General features: G+C 43.8%; 13 protein-coding genes and 3 tRNA genes. 14 read left to right on the plus strand and 2 right to left on the minus strand.

Going from position 1 to position 17,176, the window contains the following annotated elements; translation table 11 throughout:
• The first annotated feature begins 201 nt into the window (after positions 1 to 201).
• From DW917_RS11445 to DW917_RS11505, 13 genes are all read left to right on the plus strand, one after another.
• Positions 202 to 1,734, plus strand: a complete 1,533-nt coding sequence (locus tag DW917_RS11445) for a carbon starvation protein A (RefSeq protein WP_118118838.1) — start codon at positions 202 to 204, stop codon at positions 1,732 to 1,734.
• Between the two features lie 76 nt (positions 1,735 to 1,810).
• On the plus strand, positions 1,811 to 2,293 hold the full coding sequence (locus DW917_RS11450) for an outer membrane beta-barrel protein (protein WP_118118883.1): 483 nt from the start codon (positions 1,811 to 1,813) through the stop codon (positions 2,291 to 2,293).
• The gene (gene recR / locus DW917_RS11455; protein WP_118118840.1) at positions 2,293 to 2,904 is read left to right on the plus strand and encodes a recombination mediator RecR; all 612 of its coding nucleotides are present in this window, start codon (positions 2,293 to 2,295) and stop codon (positions 2,902 to 2,904) included. The genes DW917_RS11450 and recR overlap by 1 nt, the downstream gene beginning before the upstream one ends.
• Positions 2,905 to 3,006: 102 nt before the next feature.
• Positions 3,007 to 3,441, plus strand: coding sequence for a hypothetical protein (locus DW917_RS11460; RefSeq protein ID WP_118118842.1), 435 nt, complete (start codon positions 3,007 to 3,009; stop codon positions 3,439 to 3,441).
• A 54-nt stretch (positions 3,442 to 3,495) separates the two neighbouring features.
• Positions 3,496 to 4,683, plus strand: a complete 1,188-nt coding sequence (locus tag DW917_RS11465) for a glycosyltransferase family 2 protein (protein WP_118118885.1) — start codon at positions 3,496 to 3,498, stop codon at positions 4,681 to 4,683.
• Between the two features lie 21 nt (positions 4,684 to 4,704).
• Complete coding sequence (locus DW917_RS11470) at positions 4,705 to 5,223, plus strand: GNAT family N-acetyltransferase (RefSeq protein WP_118118844.1); 519 nt, start codon at positions 4,705 to 4,707, stop codon at positions 5,221 to 5,223.
• A gap of 98 nt (positions 5,224 to 5,321) precedes the next feature.
• A tRNA-Asp gene (locus tag DW917_RS11475) sits at positions 5,322 to 5,395 on the plus strand.
• Between the two features lie 30 nt (positions 5,396 to 5,425).
• Positions 5,426 to 5,499: transfer RNA gene (locus DW917_RS11480), tRNA-Asp, on the plus strand.
• Positions 5,500 to 5,529: 30 nt separating this feature from the next.
• A tRNA-Asp gene (locus DW917_RS11485) sits at positions 5,530 to 5,603 on the plus strand.
• Positions 5,604 to 5,958: 355 nt separating this feature from the next.
• Positions 5,959 to 7,557 (plus strand): ATP-binding protein, encoded by a 1,599-nt coding sequence (locus DW917_RS11490; RefSeq protein ID WP_118118846.1) that lies wholly within the window; start codon positions 5,959 to 5,961, stop codon positions 7,555 to 7,557.
• A gap of 2 nt (positions 7,558 to 7,559) precedes the next feature.
• Positions 7,560 to 8,249 (plus strand): hypothetical protein, encoded by a 690-nt coding sequence (locus tag DW917_RS11495; RefSeq protein WP_199545548.1) that lies wholly within the window; start codon positions 7,560 to 7,562, stop codon positions 8,247 to 8,249.
• A gap of 654 nt (positions 8,250 to 8,903) precedes the next feature.
• Entirely contained in the window at positions 8,904 to 9,716 is an 813-nt protein-coding gene (locus DW917_RS11500) for a metallophosphoesterase (RefSeq protein WP_118118847.1), read from the plus strand.
• Complete coding sequence (locus DW917_RS11505; protein ID WP_118118849.1) at positions 9,697 to 10,353, plus strand: hypothetical protein; 657 nt, start codon at positions 9,697 to 9,699, stop codon at positions 10,351 to 10,353. Before DW917_RS11500 ends, DW917_RS11505 begins: the two co-directional genes overlap by 20 nt.
• Before the next feature lie 36 nt (positions 10,354 to 10,389).
• Here the strand turns inward: DW917_RS11505 and DW917_RS11510 are convergent, their stop codons facing one another.
• On the minus strand, positions 10,390 to 10,731 hold the full coding sequence (locus tag DW917_RS11510; protein ID WP_118118851.1) for an FdtA/QdtA family cupin domain-containing protein: 342 nt from the start codon (positions 10,729 to 10,731) through the stop codon (positions 10,390 to 10,392).
• Positions 10,732 to 11,107: 376 nt separating this feature from the next.
• Between DW917_RS11510 and DW917_RS11515 the strand changes: the two genes are divergently transcribed.
• Positions 11,108 to 12,115 (plus strand): hypothetical protein, encoded by a 1,008-nt coding sequence (locus DW917_RS11515; RefSeq protein ID WP_118118853.1) that lies wholly within the window; start codon positions 11,108 to 11,110, stop codon positions 12,113 to 12,115.
• 548 nt (positions 12,116 to 12,663) lie between these two features.
• On the opposite strand, the gene DW917_RS11525 is transcribed toward DW917_RS11515, so the two are convergent.
• Positions 12,664 to 17,031 (minus strand): translocation/assembly module TamB domain-containing protein, encoded by a 4,368-nt coding sequence (locus tag DW917_RS11525; protein ID WP_233524720.1) that lies wholly within the window; start codon positions 17,029 to 17,031, stop codon positions 12,664 to 12,666.
• Positions 17,032 to 17,176 lie beyond the last annotated feature (145 nt).

The raw sequence follows: 17,176 nt of genomic DNA on the forward strand, positions 1-17,176 counted from the left end.
TCAGTGGGTCTAGGGTTCGAATCCCTAAGGGTGTACCAAAAAAGAGCAATCTTCACGGGTTGCTCTTTTTTTATGTCAAATTATTCAACAAATATTTTTGTTAATTGAAATATAAATCGTACCTTTGCGGAGAATTTGTTAGTTGAAGATTAATAAAAGGTTAAACCTGATATAAGATATCAACGTAAATTGTAAAGTAAAATGGTAAGTTTTATGTTAAGTCTTGTAGCCCTTGTGCTCGGCTACTTGTTCTATGGAAGATTTGTAGCACATATTTTCGGTCCTGATGATCGTCCAACTCCAGCGCTGACCAAGGCTGATGGAGTTGATTTTCTCGTATTGCCAAGTTGGAAGATTTTTATGATTCAATTTCTCAATATTGCAGGTACAGGTCCTATCTTCGGTGCCATCATGGGTGCATGGTATGGTCCCGTAGCTTATCTCTGGATTGTTTTGGGTTGTATCTTTGCCGGTGCGATGCATGATTATCTGAGTGGTATGTTGAGTATTCGTAATGGTGGTGCCGGTTTGCCAGAACTGGTCGGTAAGTATCTGGGTGGCAGAACCAAGAAAGTGATGCTTGTTTTCTCGGTTTTGCTTTTGATGATGGTGGGTGTTGTCTTTGTTTATAGTCCTGCTATTATCCTTGAAAGCATCTGTGGTAGCAAGATGTGGTGGATCATTGCCATCTTCATCTATTATATTATTGCAACGCTTCTGCCGATTGATAAGATTATCGGTAAGATATATCCTCTGTTTGCCATCTCCCTGTTGTTTATGGCAGGTGCTCTGATGGTTGGACTCTTTGTCAAGATGCCTGATTTGCCAGAACTTTGGAGTGATATGGCAAATGCCAATAACAATCTGAATACGAGTTGGTTAGGTGTGGATGCCTTTATGGACAAGAATCCGATTTTCCCTTGTCTTTTCATCACGATAGCCTGTGGAGCCATCAGTGGCTTCCATGCTACTCAAAGTCCTTTGATGGCGCGTTGTATGAAAAGTGAGAAACTGGGCCGTCCTATCTTCTATGGTTCTATGATAACTGAGGGTGTAGTAGCTTTGATTTGGGCTACAGTCTCTATCTACTTCTTCTATGATGGAGGTTGGAAAGAGGTTGTTCCTGCTGATGTCGCCCAGCAGTTTATCGCTCAGTTTGGTACTCCTGGAGGCAAGTCGCTCGTTCAGTTCTTCGATGCTCCTACAGTTGTGAAGATGATTTGTTCCAGCTGGCTTGGTGTGGCTGGTGGAATTCTTGCCCTTCTCGGTGTTGTGGCAGCTCCTATTACCAGTGGCGATACTGCCTTTCGCAGTGCCCGACTCATCATTGCCGAGTTCTTAGGTATCGAACAGCATTCGATGCATCGTCGCCTGCTCATCTGTATTCCTATGTTTATTGCCGCCATCCTTCTACTGGTATGGCAGATGGCAAATCCTGACGGATTCAATGTGATTTGGCAATACTTCGGATGGGCTAACCAAACCTTGGCTGTCTTTACTTTATGGACGCTGACGGTTTATCTGGTAGAGAACAAGAAACCATTTGTGGTTACACTCGTACCAGCACTCTTCATGACAGTGGTATGTTCCACATTCCTGTTGGTCAGCAAGCAGGCTTTGGGATTGCAGGAGACGATGGCCTATACCGGCAGTTGTCTGATACTGGTTGTAGCATTGGTTTGGTTCTATTCCTGGTATAAGAGTTTGAAGCGCAAGAATATCGGTGGAAAGTAATCTGAATGATGATATGATTCAGAATGCGGAGTGGCATCAGAATGATGAAGATATTTATCTAAAAAATAATCGAGATATGAAAAAATTAGCTATTTTATGTGCATCTCTCTTGCTGACGGTGTCGGCAAATGCACAGTTTGAAGAAGGTAAGGTATATTGTGGGGCTTCACTTTCTGGCCTCAATCTGAGTTATAATGGTTCAAGTGAACTCAACTTGGGCGTTCAGGCTAAGGCGGGTTATCTCTTTGCCGATAATCTGATGGCTGTAGGTCAGCTTTCTTATGATCATTCGGGCAAGGACGGTGTCAAGGATTATTTTAGCGTAGGTGTACAGGGTAGATACTATATTATCCAGAATGGTCTCTATTTAGGTGCTGGTGTCAAGTTGGCTCATACGGGTAGCTATAATGACGTGATGCCAGGCGTGGAAGTGGGCTATGCCTTCTTTTTGAGTCGTACCGTGACTATTGAGCCTGCCATTTATTACGATCAGAGTTTCAAGAATCATTCAGACTTCTCAACAGTAGGTCTGCGTGTTGGTATTGGCGTTTATCTGTAATGATACAGAAATATCCATCAGCACTTTTGGAAAAGGCGGTGAGCGAGTTTGCTAAACTGCCGGGAATAGGGCGCAAAACAGCTTTGCGCCTTGTTCTTCATACCCTGCGCCAGAGCGACGAGTCGGTAGAACAGTTTGTGGGTGCCGTCTCTCAACTCAAGCGTGAGGTGAAGTATTGTCGTGTATGTCATAATGTGAGCGATACCGAAGTCTGTCCGATATGCAGTGATCCCCGCCGGGATGCCTCCATTATTTGTGTGGTGGAGAACATTCAGGATGTGATGGCTGTAGAGAATACCCAACAGTTTCACGGGCTTTATCATGTTTTGGGTGGAATTATCTCTCCTATGGATGGGGTCGGTCCTGCTGATCTGGAGATTGATTCTCTCGTGGAAAGGGTGGCTCGTGGGGGAATCGATGAGGTGATTCTTGCCTTGAGCAGTACGATGGAGGGTGATACCACCAACTTCTATATTTCACGCAAGTTGGCCGATTATCCTGTAAAACTTTCGGTAATTGCGAGAGGAATTTCAGTAGGTAACGAACTGGAATATACCGATGAAGTAACGCTCGGCCGTTCGATAGTCAATCGTACTCCTTTCGGGCAGTAAGAGGTTCCTTTTTCTCCTCGCTTTCAGATAAACATATTTTTAATACAGAAAATAGACCTCTAAATTAGAAAAATAGAGTTTCTATAACAAAGAAGAAATAAAATGAACTTGAAATTTTCCCAGCGAATATTGCTTATCAACTTTTGGGTATTATTATTGGCTGCCATTCTCATGGTATTGCTCTATGAAACCGAAATATTGGAGCCAGGCACATTGTTTTTCGGTGCTGAGTTTGTCTTCTTGATGCAGGTCATCATGGAGTTTCTTACCATTGTAGTCATCCCTTTAGCCCTGAAGTTGTTTGCCTTCAAAGTTGTCAAGCGCAAGTTGGTGACTGGTAAGGGGGCTGCTCTTTTACCTTGGGGCACAGCTCGCATCAACATGTTGTGTTTGCCGATGCTGGTAAATACCTTTATGTATTACCAGACGATGTCGCCAGCTTTCGGCTATATGGCAATCATCCTTTTTCTGTGTGTCTTCTTCATATATCCATCCATGGCAAGATGTGTATCTGAAACCGAAGATGTTCCAGCGTAACATTTGCCTTCTGGCTTCGTATTGATTATATTTATTCTTCCTATATATAATAAGGTGAAAATTACAGTTGTAATCGTTAGCTATAACGTGAAGTTCTATCTCCAACAGTGTCTTGATTCTCTCCTCAGAGCACTTCAGGGCATAGAGTCGGAGGTGTTTGTCGTCGATAATCATTCCAAAGACGGGTCGGTGGATTATCTTTCAAAGCGTTTTCCTGGTGTGAACGTGATAGACAGTCCTCATAATCTGGGTTTTGCGAGAGCCAACAATCTGGCGATTCGCAAGAGTCATGCAGAGTATGTGCTGCTTCTTAATCCTGATACGGTGGTAGGAGAATCTACAATTCGGACGGCGATAGACTTTATGGATGCTCATGAGGATGCCGGTTCTTTAGGTGTCCGCATGTTGGATGCTTCTGGTAAGGCGGCACTGGAAAGTAGAAGAGGGTTGCCTTCTCCGATGGTGGCATTTTACAAGATGGTGGGTCTGTGTGCCCGTTTTCCGAACAGTCACCGTTTCGGTCATTATTATATGAGTGCTCTTCCATGGGATGAACCAGGAAGGATAGAGGTAGTGAGTGGAGCCTTCTGTCTGTTGCGAAAGAAAGCCATCGATGAGGTGGGGTATTTAGACGAGGACTTCTTCATGTATGGCGAGGATATTGATCTCTCTTATCGCATTCTGAAGGGAGGTTATCATAATTATTATCTTCCTTCTACCATCTTGCATTATAAGGGGGAGAGTACCCAGAAGTCGAGCTTCCGCTATGTGCATGTGTTCTATGAGGCGATGCTTATCTTCTTCAGAAAACATTATTCCGGTATGTCGTGGCTCATCAGTTTACCTATCAAGGCAGCCATTTATGCCAAGGCTACTCTTGCCCTTTTCCAGATGCAGATTGACAGGGCCCGTAAGAGCTTAGGATTTATCACCTATGAGTGGCAGACTCCGAACTATGTGTTTGTAGGAAGTAAGGAGATGCAAGAGAAATGTGGAGACTTGGTGCGCCGGAAAGGGTTGCTGGCAGAGTTTGTAGCTTTGGGCAAGAATGAGTTGACGGCGTCTTTCTTGGAGAAGATTACTGATTCTAAGAAACTGCAGATTGTTGTCTTCGATGTTTCGGAGTTTGATTACGAACAAATCCTCGAAGTTTTTGCAGTAGCTCCTTCTCCTTTGAGGAAAATAGGATTCTATCATCAGGATTCTGGCATGCTGATTACAGATACAGAAGTAATAAAATAAGGTGTACAAGTGTAGAAAGTCATGGAAAATAGTAAAAATCCTCAGATAAAACTTCGGGCAATGGAGCCGGAAGACTTGGAATTCATGTATGGAGTTGAGAATGATGACAGGTTGTGGAATGTAGGTGTTACCAATGTTCCTTATTCCAGAAGTATGCTTCTGGACTATATTACATCAGCCACTGGCGACATTTTTGCTGACAAGCAGGTGCGGTTGATGATAGATAATGAAGTCGGAGAGACGATAGGTATGGTTGATTTGATGGATTTTTCTCCTATTCACCGCCGTGCAGAGTTGGGGTTGGTCATCCGGAAGGAGTATCGCGGACGGGGTTATGCTTCTGCTGTTTTAGATAAAATAGCGGATTATGGAAGAAAAGTGATACATTTGCATCAAATTTATGCGATTGTGCCAGAACATAATGAAAAATGTATAAAAGTGCTCGAACTCTCTGATTTTCAGAAAACTACGAGGTTGAATGCATGGCTTTTTGATGGCAAGAAGTATAGTGATGCGATTTTTTTTCAAAAATTCTTGTAAAAAAGTTGCCGAAAAAATTGGTGGAATCAAAAAAATGTAGTACCTTTGCACTCGCAAATGAGAAATGAGCTTCAAGCTAATGAGATTTGTTACTTGAAGGTGCGTTAGTTCAGTTGGTTAGAATGCCTGCCTGTCACGCAGGAGGTCACGAGTTCGAGTCTCGTACGCACCGCAAAGTACATTTCGAATTTAGCATCTTGAAGGTGCGTTAGTTCAGTTGGTTAGAATGCCTGCCTGTCACGCAGGAGGTCACGAGTTCGAGTCTCGTACGCACCGCAAAGTACATTTCGAATTTAGCATCTTGAAGGTGCGTTAGTTCAGTTGGTTAGAATGCCTGCCTGTCACGCAGGAGGTCACGAGTTCGAGTCTCGTACGCACCGCAGAAAGCAATCTCAATTTGAGGTTGCTTTTTTTGTTTTACAGCTTTGTTTTTTCCCTTTTCTATTTCTTGGTTCTATGGAAATTTAGTGGGGGTGCAGCAATAACATTGAAAGAATACCAATGAAGCTTACTCCATTGCGCAACGAAGTAAGCTTCATTGGCAATAAGAGTAAGCTTCGATGGTGATTGAAGTAGGGTTATTAAGATACGTCTTAACTCCTTAACTCCTTTCACTTCCTGATATGCGAAAGCTCAGAAGGATATTTTTAGTAAAAATCGGTGCATTTGTTTGCAGTTATGATTATTTTTTTGTATTTTTGTCCCAAAGTATCACATAGATAAACATTTCTAAAGATGGATGCATTGAAATTATACCCTGTGGGTATCCAAACTTTTGAGCGAATTCGAAAAGAAGATAAGCTCTATGTTGATAAGACGGAATACATTTACAGAATGACGCATTCTGGTGGATGTTATTTCTTCTTGAGCCGACCACGCCGTTTTGGTAAGTCATTATTGACTTCAACTTTTCAAAGCTATTTTGAGGGTAAGAAAGAACTCTTTAAAGGACTTGCCATCGAAAAATTGGAGCAGGAGTGGACGGAATATCCTGTGCTGCATTTTGATATGTCGGGTGGCAAGCATATGGAAAAGAAGGAGTTGGAAGAATATTTGGGCTATCAATTGGCTAAGAAAGAGGCTACGTATGGTATTACAACACCTCAGAATGGAGCAAATAATCGTCTGACCGATTTGATTCAGACTGCTTATCGAAAGACAGGCAAGCAAGTTGTCGTGCTCATCGATGAGTATGATGCTCCTTTGTTGGATGTAGTACACGAAGAAACTTCCTTGCAGGTTCTTCGCAACGTGATGCGCAATTTCTACAGCCCATTGAAAATGTGCGAGCCTTACCTCCGCTTTGTTTTCTTGACGGGCATCACCAAGTTCTCGCAGATGAGCATCTTTAGTGAACTGAATAACATCACGAATGTGAGCATGCTGCCTCAGTATGCGGGAATTTGTGGTATCACCAAGGAAGAAGTGGTGAACCAAATGTCGGCGGATGTTGATGCTTTGGGCGAGAAGTTGGGTAAGACAAGAGAGGAGACGCTTGCGGCTCTCGGGGAGTACTATGATGGTTATCATTTTGCGAGTGAATCTCCTGACGTATTCAATCCATTCAGCTTGCTCAATGCCATGGCAAATGGCAATTTGGATTACTATTGGTTTGCCTCTGGCACGCCTACTTACTTGATCAACATGCTCAACAAGTTCCAGGTGATGCCATCTGAGATAGGTGGCAGCGAGGCTGATAAGTCGGAGTTTGATGCTCCAACCGAGAAGATGACCACCATTATGCCGTTGCTCTATCAGAGTGGCTACATCACCATCAAGGGCTATGACCCAGAGACGGAACTCTATCTCTTGGACATTCCGAACAAGGAGATTCGTGTAGGCTTGTATCGTTGTCTTTTACCTTATTATATAGGTATGAATACGGTGAAGGGTACCACGACCATCGCCAAAATGTCGGCTGCCATCCGTCGCAACAACATTGATGGAGCACTTGAGATGCTCCAGACTTATCTCGGCACGATTCCTTATTGTGACAATACGGATTATGAGGGACATTATCAGCAGATGATGTATGTCATCTTCTCCATCCTCGACAATTACGTGGATGTGGAGGTTCACACGCCAAAGGGACGTGTCGATATGGTGCTCCGTACCGCCACCCATCTCTACCTCTTTGAGTTGAAACTAAACCAAAGTGCTGATGTGGCAATGAAACAGATCGACTTGAAGGAGTATGCGAAGCGTTTCGCCCTCTGCGGTCTGCCAATCGTTAAGGTGGGTATCAACTTTGATGTGGAGACGCATACCATCAAGGATTGGAAGGTAGAAGAAGAAAAAAATGTTGTACTTTTGCAGGAAAAGAGATTAAAATAACGATGAAGAAACTTTCAGTAATCATATATTTGGCAATGGGTGCATGTGCCTCGCCGGTGTTGGCGCAAAGCAATCAGGCTTTGCGAGATTCTTTGGCTCATGCCACGGATATTCTTGCTTACCATCCCGACAGTATTGATCTTCGATTGAAGAAAGCGGCATGGAATATCCAGTTGGAACAATGGAATTATGCGAAGGATGATCTGGATAAGGTTTTGTATTTAAATAATACCAACATAGCAGGACTGTTTTATCGTGCCTTTGTTAATGAGAAGTTGAACAGATACAACTTTGCCCGGCTCGACTACCAGAATCTTCTGGTTCTTGTGCCTGGTAATTTTCAAGCGCAGTTGGGTTTGGCTTTGCTCAATCAGAAAGACTTGCATTTTACGGAAGCTTATGATGGCATCAATAATCTGATAGAACAGTATCCGGATAGTGCCATCGCTTATGCAGCCCGTGGCGGTATGGAAAAGGAAAAGGGGCAGTTAGAGCTGGCGGAGTATGATTATGCGCAGGCTATTGCTCGGGATAGCGCCAATCAGGATTATCTTATCAATCATGTTGATTTGCTCGTCAAGTTGGGGAGGAAACAGGAAGCATACGCTGATTTGGAGCGTCTTTTAAAGTTAGGCGTAGCGCCAGGACAGTTGCGCGATTTCTATATTCGTTTGAGAACCAAGAAGAAATAGTTGTCTTGGTTCTCCTTTTTCGTTGTTTTTTTGTCTCACAGGTTTTTCTTGGGGGATTTTGCTTCATGATTTTTCTTGGGACGTTTTTTGTCACGCAGATTTCGCAGATGACGCAGATTTTTTTCGTGGGAGTTTTTTTGTCCCACAGATTTCACAGATTTCCACAGATTTTTTATGGAATCTCTAATGAATCGCTTTGTCCAATCCCAGGGGGATATCTGCAACGACCGAACAGGTCGCCTCCGCGAAATTCCGTGTCGTCCGATGATGAAAAAAATCTGCGTCATCTGCGAAATCTGCGTGACTAAAAAAACGTCCCAAGAAAAATCTGTGTATATCTGTGAAATCTGTGGGACTTTTTACAACCTTAGGGGGTATCTGCAACGACCGAACAGGTCGCCTCCGCGAAAATCCGTGAGTAATCGCTTCAGCAGGAAACCTCCGAATAAATTCCGTGTCATCCGATGAATAAAAATCTGCGTCATCTGCGAAATTTGCGTGACAAAAAATCCCACGCAGATATTCTTATTTGTCTATAATTCAGTTCTTTTTGACCTAATTTATTAAAAACTTTTTTGCAAAGTCAAGTTTTATTTGTATCTTTGCATCGTTTTAGTTGATAAAATAATAAAGTAAGAAATTAAATAGATAAGAATGAAAAGAAGGAATCTTCTATCAGCAGCATTACTTTCTTTAGTACTTTTTTCGGGTTGCGATTCGGTGTTTGACGTGCATCCTTATGATGTGAGGGTGAAAGGACAGACCCAGATTAATTCGACGATGATCACGAAGATAGAAAATGCCGTTAAGTCACAAGACACCATCCGTTTTGCTTTTATCAGCGACTCGCATCAGTGGTTGAACGACTTGTCTGATTTGGTGGGTGATATCAACAAGCGCGACAGTATCGATTTTGTAATTCATGGGGGTGACATTACAGACTTCGGTTCTACGCGAGAGTTTGAATGGACTCGTGATAAATTATTCAAACTCAATAAGCCTTTTGTCGTACTATTGGGTAATCACGACTGCTTAGGTACGGGCAATCAGGCCTATGAGAAGATGTTCGGCAATCCGGATTTCAGCTTTATCGCTGGACGAGTCAAGTTTGTCTGTCTTAATACCAATGCCATCGAATATGATTATTCTATGGCAGTTCCTAATTTCGATTACATGGAGGAAGAAGTGACCAGTCGGGCTGATGAGTTCGACCGGACCGTTGTATGCATGCATGCCGCTCCTTATACAGAGCAGTTTAATAATAATGTGGCAAAGGTATTTAATTACTATACCCAGAACTTTCCGAAACTGATGTTTTGCCTGTATGGTCATGGGCATCACACGGAACAGACTGATATCTACAAGAATGGCATCATGTATTATCAGGTAGGCAATACGCCGAAGCGAGAGTATTATATATTTAAGATAACCCCAAAAGACTACAGCTATGAGATTATTAAATTCTAAACGGATCATGTTGATGGCTTTGGCGTTGTGTGTGATCAATACGGGCTTGTTTGCTGAAAGTCCTGATACCACCCGTTACGACAAGCGTATTCATCATTATCGCCAGAATTGGGAGTCACTGATACCTACCCAGTTGATATTACAGACTTGTGGCAATATGGGGCTTTTCTCTGTTGGAGTAGGATGGGACTATGGCAAGCGTGGACAATGGGAGACTCAGTTGCTGTTTGGTTATATTCCCAAATACAGTTCCCATTCCGCAAAAATGACGATCACGCTCAAGGAGAATTATATCCCTTGGTCTATCAATCTCAAGAAGGGCTGGTCCTTTGAACCATTGGAGTGTGGATTGTATTTCAATACAGTCATCGGACAGGATTTCTGGACGAAGCAGCCAACGAAGTATCAGAGTGGCTATTATCCTTTTTCCACCCGTATTCGCCCGAACATATTTATCGGTGAGCGTTTTTCCAAGGAAATTCCTAAGAATAAGCGTAAGTTCATCAAAAGTTTTTCGTTTTTCTATGAATTGGGCACCAATGACATTTACTTCATGCGCTTATATCGCAATGGAGGAAAGGCGGAATTCTGGGATGTCTTCGGATTGTCGCTGGGTCTCAAGGCCCAGTTGTTCTGATATTCCTATTTTCATCGGATGATGCGGAATTAATTTTTATTCTATTTCCAGACAGACCACTCCGTTGGAGAAATCGTGAATGGAGTAGTGGGTGTCACCCTGGATGAGCAGTCCCTGATAAGGGCGATTAAGCATATAATCTCTTTTCGTATCATCATCTTCCTGGATGGTGATACGAAAGGAGCCGCTGAGGGCTACGTAGAACTTGTAGCTTTCTTTTTCTGTGTATTTTTCCAAATCTTTACCCTGGCAGATGCCATATAGATATTCCACGCGATGGATATGGAAAGGGATGTTTTTCATCTCTTCCGTCACAGTCAGACTACCCCTTGGGTCGAATATTTTGGGCAACAGTATGATTTCTTCTTTCTTTTCCATTGTCTTTTTCTTTATTAATAATAACGGCTAATTTTCTAATTTATTATATGAAAGAATACATGCATTAAATGAAAGAATACATGCTATCATAAAACTAAAGATCGGCTACCTTCACAGGCAGCCGATCTACATTCAATAGGTATTAGTTTTCTTTAAGGTAAAAAGATTGTATTCAGGATAACGTTTGCAAAGATAATAAATTAAATTGAAAACCCCAAGGCTTTACTTGTTTTTTTTAATAAAAATATTTTTTTTCTAAAAATAGTTTGGCTGATTCGAGGTATTTCTTTATATTTGCAATCGATATGGCGAAAACTACGTTAGGATTTTTCCTCTGTAGTTAACTAACGGACTTTTTTTTAAAAAAATTATAATTATGAACAAAATGATGAAATGGCTTTTTGTAGCCGTTGCGTTTACAGGTATGTGCGCGTGCTCAGGTGAGGATGCTTTGCAGCAGTCTTCACAGGTTGAAACTTCCAGTGTTAGTTTCAGTTTCTTTGATTCGACCGTAGAGAAATTTGGAGAGGCCAATCTTTCGAATGGTGCGATGGAAGCAAATGGGGGATCTATTACCCGGGCAGGTGATAGTCTCCTTACGGGCGATGTCCAGACCCGAGCTGATGATAACACAGCTACTACGTGGAAAAAGAGATTTACCCGTCTCGACATTGCCATTATTCCAGTCAATTCCAGTCGGAAAATTCAGTATATCCATCAGGCTGATGCCACTCAGGATGGTTTCGGTTCTGCTACTTTGCGTTTGCCTATTGGCAAGTACAAGATGGTGGCTATTGCCAGCAAGGTGAAAGGAGAGGTGAATATCGTTTCGGCAGAGAAGGTTACTTTTCCGGAAAATGAAAAACTGGACGATATGGCTTATGTCTGCAAGGATATCGAGGTGAAGAGTGGCAGCAACACCTTCAATTGTAAGTTGGAGCGAGCTATTTCCCTTCTGAAATTCAAGTCTACCGATAATCTGCCTGTTGGTTTTTCCAATATTGAAGCTTCTTTGGTGGGAAATGTTAGCCGGGTATTCAATCCTACTACGGGTTATGGTGTCGTAGATGCTGGTGGCAATACGCACAATAGAAGTTGGAGTCTTGCAAAAGCTACATCAGGAAAGCCTTTGTCTGTTTCTATCTATGTTTTTCTCGCATCTGAGAAGGAAACCATTCAGGCAGATTTGAAAATATATAATATTGATAATGAGGTTGCTAAGGCGCTTCATTTTGATCAGGTGATTCTCCAGCAGAATCACGTTACTACTTATACGGGTCCTCTGTTTACTTCTGGTAGTGCTTTCGAGTTTACCTTTGAAAATTCTGATCTCTTGAAGTCTGGTTATGACAAGACATTTGGTGATGATGGTCTGACGAAATAGGAACATTGTGGTCCTGTTATATCGTTTTTTTGTCCCACAGATTTCACAGATATACACAGATTTTTCTTGGGACGTTTTTTAAGTCACGCAGATTTCGCAGATGACGCAGATTTTTTCATCATCGGATGACACGGAATTTATTCGGATATTTCTTGCTGCGGCGATTACTCACGGAATTTCGCAGAGGCGACCTGTTCGGTCGTTGCAGATACCCCCTGAGATCGGACAAAGCGCTTCACCAGAGATTCCATAAAAAATCTGTGTATATCTGTGAAATCTGTGGGACAAAAATAATCCCACGAAGAAAAATCTGTGTAAATCTGTGAAATCTGTGGGACCAAACCCTCCCACGAAGAAAAATCTGCGTCATCTGCGAAATCTGCGTGACCAAAAAATAATAGCAGCACATATCGGGCGTGAGCCATTGGCCAGCGGCCAAAGTTCCGCGAAAATCCGATGAAAATTTTATCCCACAGATTTCACAGATATACACAGATTTTTCTTGGGACGTTTTTTGTCCCACAGATTTCACAGAGATACGCAGATTTTTATTTGCCTATAGTCTTGCCCTTATTTTTGTTCTTCTTCTTTTTCTTTTTGATTCCGAACAGGTCCTTCAGTCCGTTGAAGTCCTTCTTCATGATAAGACCGAAGCCCTGGGTGTTCAGACTGTTCTTGGTGAAGTAACGGTCGTTGGTCTGGTTGTACATTCTCACGGCGAGATTACCATTCGGAAAGATGAGGTAACGCAGGTCGAAGTCACCGATAAAACTCTGGGTGGCATTGGCATTATCCCTGTAGCCGAACTGTCCGTTGAAGAGCAGACGGTTGTTGAACAGGCGACCGCTCAGAATACCCTCATATTCCGCATTGCTGAAGCCCTCGTCTCCCGTAGAGATGTTGGCACCGAAATTCCATTCGTTGCTTTTCACCAGACTGGAGAGAACAGTGTTGATCTGCTGTGAGATGGTACCGCTCAGAAGACTCTGCATGGCAAGCGAAGTCTGACTCTGTTGCGCAGCATCCTCAGTAGCCTGATTGTTCTTCGTCTGTGCATAGAATCTTCCGATACCGAGCAGATAGAGCACCTGCTGGTTCATCTCCTCCTGCGAATTGATGAGCGAATAGATCATCTGTTTTGCATCACTGTTTACCGTAGGCAGGTCCATCGAGAAATCTACGCTCGGTGCATTTGGCGTGCCCTTGATATTCATGAGACAATCTACTCGGATATTGTTGCTGGAGAAGGAGCGACCGATGTTCAAGTCGCTCAGCGGCACTCCGTTCACCACGTATTTAGCCTGAAGGTTGAGTGCAGCCTTATATGGATTACCACCGAAGTTGATGGTTCCTCCCGGCAAGAACTCGAAATCCTTCTTGATGATGTTCTGGATGGTCAACTTATAAATACCGTGATCCACCAAATAGTTGCCAAACATATCAAACGAACCCTTGTTGAAATAGTTGGCTCTGATTACGCCGTTTCCGTTGAGCGTAATGTAGTCACCGCTCTGTGGATCCATGAGTAATTTGAGCGTCAGGTTCTGGTTGGTATTCACCAGGAAGTTGATGCGCATATCCGATTCCATATCGTCGTCGTCATCATCCTTTTTGGTGTTCTTTGTGAATGAGAAAGGCTTTTCCCACTCAGGTGTAGCATCATTCCAGTGGATGAAACTCTTGTCGCTGATGGCATCCGGACTTGCCACGTTATAAACGAAGATAGAACCGTGCTCCGGTACGGCATCGATGTCGATGACGGTCTCACCGCTCTTGCCGTGTATGCCCACGTCTCCCGTAGCATATACCGTGCCGTAGAAGGTGTTATCGCCAAATTCCCGGATGTCATATCCCAAGAAGTTCTTTGCCTTCAGGTCGAGGTCGTAGCTCAACTTGGTGAGGTGCTTATGATGGATGCCACCGTTTACCACGGCTATGTTGTTGTTGCAGTCGTAGATGGTATCGTTTATCAGCAGGATGTCGTCAGGGATGGCATGAGCACGGAGTCTGTCAAAGTGATATTCGGTGCCCAACTGCTTCATGTGCATCTTACCGCTTATTTCTATGTCGCCCACGAGGTTGATTTTCTTCAGGTCGCCCACTACGTTCACCTTTCCGTGACCCTGTGCCTCAAGATGATCCATGAAACTGCCACAGAAGTTCTCCATGAATTTCATATTGGTTCCGGCGGCCTCAATACCGAGGTCGATATAGTTGCGCTTAGGAGATACATAACCGTTGATGTAGGTCTGTCGTCCTGGTCCTTCATCAGCAGTAGCCCTGATGTCTATCTGTTCGTCTTCCTTGTTGAAGTTTACGAAGGCATGGAGAATGCCCATCGGTCCGTTCTCGAAGGTGAAGTCCTGGATGTCCAACTTGGCGTAGGCATCCGGATCCTGGAAGATAGACTTCACGACAGCCTTTCCTGTCGCTTTTCCTGTGAAATCCACCGAGTGGAAGTTGACGAGGTTGAGGATGTATGCCACATCTACGTCCTTCAGGTCAGCCACGATGGAATCCTCCTTGTTAGGAGTAGCCATACCATTGATGATGACGTGCTGTTTGTCGTGTTTCACTACGAAATTATCCACGGTGAGGTGGTTTTTGTGGTATTCCACGGTAGATGCCTTCACATCCCATTGCGTATCTCCCAACATCAGGCTGGAAGGTTTTACGCTGGTCTGTATGGTCAACTGTCCCTGTTCATTCTTTGAGAATCGGGTATCAGCATTCAGCAAACCGCTTACTGGCAGCTTGGATGAATGGTTATTATAATTGAGTAATGTAGAGAGCACATTGTCTGCCGCCGCTGCTTTCAGTTTGATTTCCGGAGCCTTCTCGTAAGGCATACCCTGTGTGATGCGTGCTTCCAGGTTGAGCGCATTGTCCAGGGTGGTGAGTTCCAAGTTTCCGTTGTGGAACGGTTTGCCGTTATAACTGAAGAGTGGGGCACTGAGGTAGAGGTTCAACTCATTGCTCTGTTCCGATATGTTTCCGTTGATGTGGATAGGCGAACTGATAGCTAATGGAATGCCTAATATCTTGTTGAGCACCTCGGTAGAATAGATGTTGCCCTGCAGGGTGAAGTCATTGTCTCCCTTCGCCTTCGTCTTCTTGATGCCAGGCAGTGTAGGCAATTTTTCTGCTATCATGTTCTGTATGCTCGATACTAACGTAGAGAGATTGTATTGTCCTCTGGCATGCAGGCTCATGAAAGGAGCTTCCAGATCGAGATAACTGTCGCTGCTCTGGTTGTTGGCGCTCAGGTCGATATCGTCGAGACTGTAGTCCTTGTCTGCCATCTTCACTCCGAGAATGGAAGGTTGCAGATGGTCGATATGCGTATTGATGGCATACTTGTTGCCCTTCATGGCATAGTTTCCCTCAATGTCCACGCGGATGTTCGGGTCGTCGATGGAGGCGAGTCCCTTTACGATTCCGTGGTTGTACTGTCCGTCCAGACGGATATTGCGGAAACTGTATTTATTGTAGTCGAAACGGCTGATTTCACCTTTTGCCACCAGATGGTCCTTGTTGCCTTTCACCTCGATGGTAGTAGCCACCTGTCCGAAGGTTTTGTTGGCTAAGATGCGGTCGAGGGCAATACCCTTGGTCGCTATTTTAGCTTGGATATTTTTGCCGTTCTTGGAGAGTTGGATGTCAGCATTTCCAGCGCCCGTTTCCAATCTTCCCTTCGAACTGAGTCTGTCTCCACGACCGCTGAGATGGCCCACATAGTGGATGCCTCCGAGACGGGTCACTTCTTGAGGAACATTCATTTTCTTGCCTAAATTATGAGAGATGAAACTGATGCCCCCTTCGGTCAGGTTGAGATTGGCGATATCCACATCCCATGCCGGACGGCTGTTCCAGTCGCTGATTCTTCCTTTAGCCTGCAGATTGATGCTGCCGCTTCCTGTCTTGAAGTTAATCTTCTGACATCTCAGTGAGGTAGAGGTGCCTGTAAACTGTGTGTCGAAGAATACGGCATCCTCGAAATGACGGAAGATAGGGAGCAGGCAGGCGATGTCTGACAGGGTGATTTTCGACTGTTCGATACTGCCCGAATATTGCAGACTTGGCATCACCAACTTCCCGTTATCAAATCGGTAAGTGGCATGTATGTCGCCTAAGGTGATATCAGAATGTGGCAACTGCAGTTCAAACTCCTTCAGCGAAGCTTCACGCTTGTCGGCCACCAACTTAAAACTGAGAGAATTCAGTTGAAGTCCTGATTTATCGCGGAACGCTAATTTCTTGATATGCAGATTGATAGCGTCATCAGTGATGTGATTGGCAATGATGTGGGTCGAGAGGTCGCTGATGCTGATATGAGCAGGTGAGAAGACCCCGGGTTGAGAAGCGATATACCGCTTGTCATACTTCACTGCACCGTGTCGGATGATCAGACTTCCTATGTGCAGGTCGAGTGGCGTATGCTTGGTGGTATCCTTGGAAGCCAATGAGTCGAGCACGAACTGGAAGTTGTGCTTGCTCTGTGCCGTCTGCTGATACAGGTTGGCTTTCAGACCGAACAGCTGTGCCGATGCGATGGAAATCTTATGGTTGAGCAGAGGCAGCAAACTGACCTTTGCCGAAATTCTGGACGCATAGATCATGCTGTCGCCTTTCTGGTCGTACATCATCACGTCATCAATGATGATACGGTTGAAGAAACCTAAATTCACGCTTCCCACCGTCACTTTCGTATCGAATTTATCGGCGAGCGCACTTGAAACCTGAGAACCCAAGAAGTGCTGTACTGGAGAGAGGTGTACCAATACAGTGAGCAGAACATAGACACCTACCAGTGTCCAGATGATGCCGTTGAATATATGTTTTAACTTTTTCAGAGCGTTACAATTTATGTGATTAGCGGCAGAATCGAAGTGAATTTTGCAAAGTGTATTTGACAAAATCTTTCGAGCCGCTGAATATTTATTAATTTTTTTGGCAAAAATACTGCTTTTTTATTACAATACCGAATAATTCGCCCTTTTTTCTTTCCATTCTTACTTTTTTTTGCTAATTTTGCAGCAATGTTTGCAGTTTTTAATGTAT

Origin of the sequence: Prevotella sp. AM42-24 (assembly GCF_003461825.1) — a bacterium.
Taxonomy (GTDB): Bacteria; Bacteroidota; Bacteroidia; order Bacteroidales; family Bacteroidaceae; genus Prevotella; species Prevotella hominis.

Excerpts from the sequence above, each read along its gene's own strand:
- DW917_RS11445 (WP_118118838.1), top strand. The coding sequence starts at position 202 with ATGGTAAGTTTTATGTTAAGTCTTGTAGCCCTTGTGCTCGGCTACTTG.
- DW917_RS11450 (WP_118118883.1), top strand. The coding sequence starts at position 1,811 with ATGAAAAAATTAGCTATTTTATGTGCATCTCTCTTGCTGACGGTGTCG.
- recR (WP_118118840.1), top strand. The coding sequence starts at position 2,293 with ATGATACAGAAATATCCATCAGCACTTTTGGAAAAGGCGGTGAGCGAG.
- DW917_RS11460 (WP_118118842.1), top strand. The coding sequence starts at position 3,007 with ATGAACTTGAAATTTTCCCAGCGAATATTGCTTATCAACTTTTGGGTA.
- DW917_RS11470 (WP_118118844.1), top strand. The coding sequence starts at position 4,705 with ATGGAAAATAGTAAAAATCCTCAGATAAAACTTCGGGCAATGGAGCCG.
- DW917_RS11490 (WP_118118846.1), top strand. The coding sequence starts at position 5,959 with ATGGATGCATTGAAATTATACCCTGTGGGTATCCAAACTTTTGAGCGA.
- DW917_RS11495 (WP_199545548.1), top strand. The coding sequence starts at position 7,560 with ATGAAGAAACTTTCAGTAATCATATATTTGGCAATGGGTGCATGTGCC.
- DW917_RS11500 (WP_118118847.1), top strand. The coding sequence starts at position 8,904 with ATGAAAAGAAGGAATCTTCTATCAGCAGCATTACTTTCTTTAGTACTT.
- DW917_RS11505 (WP_118118849.1), top strand. The coding sequence starts at position 9,697 with ATGAGATTATTAAATTCTAAACGGATCATGTTGATGGCTTTGGCGTTG.
- DW917_RS11510 (WP_118118851.1), bottom strand. The coding sequence starts at position 10,731 with ATGGAAAAGAAAGAAGAAATCATACTGTTGCCCAAAATATTCGACCCA.
- DW917_RS11515 (WP_118118853.1), top strand. The coding sequence starts at position 11,108 with ATGAACAAAATGATGAAATGGCTTTTTGTAGCCGTTGCGTTTACAGGT.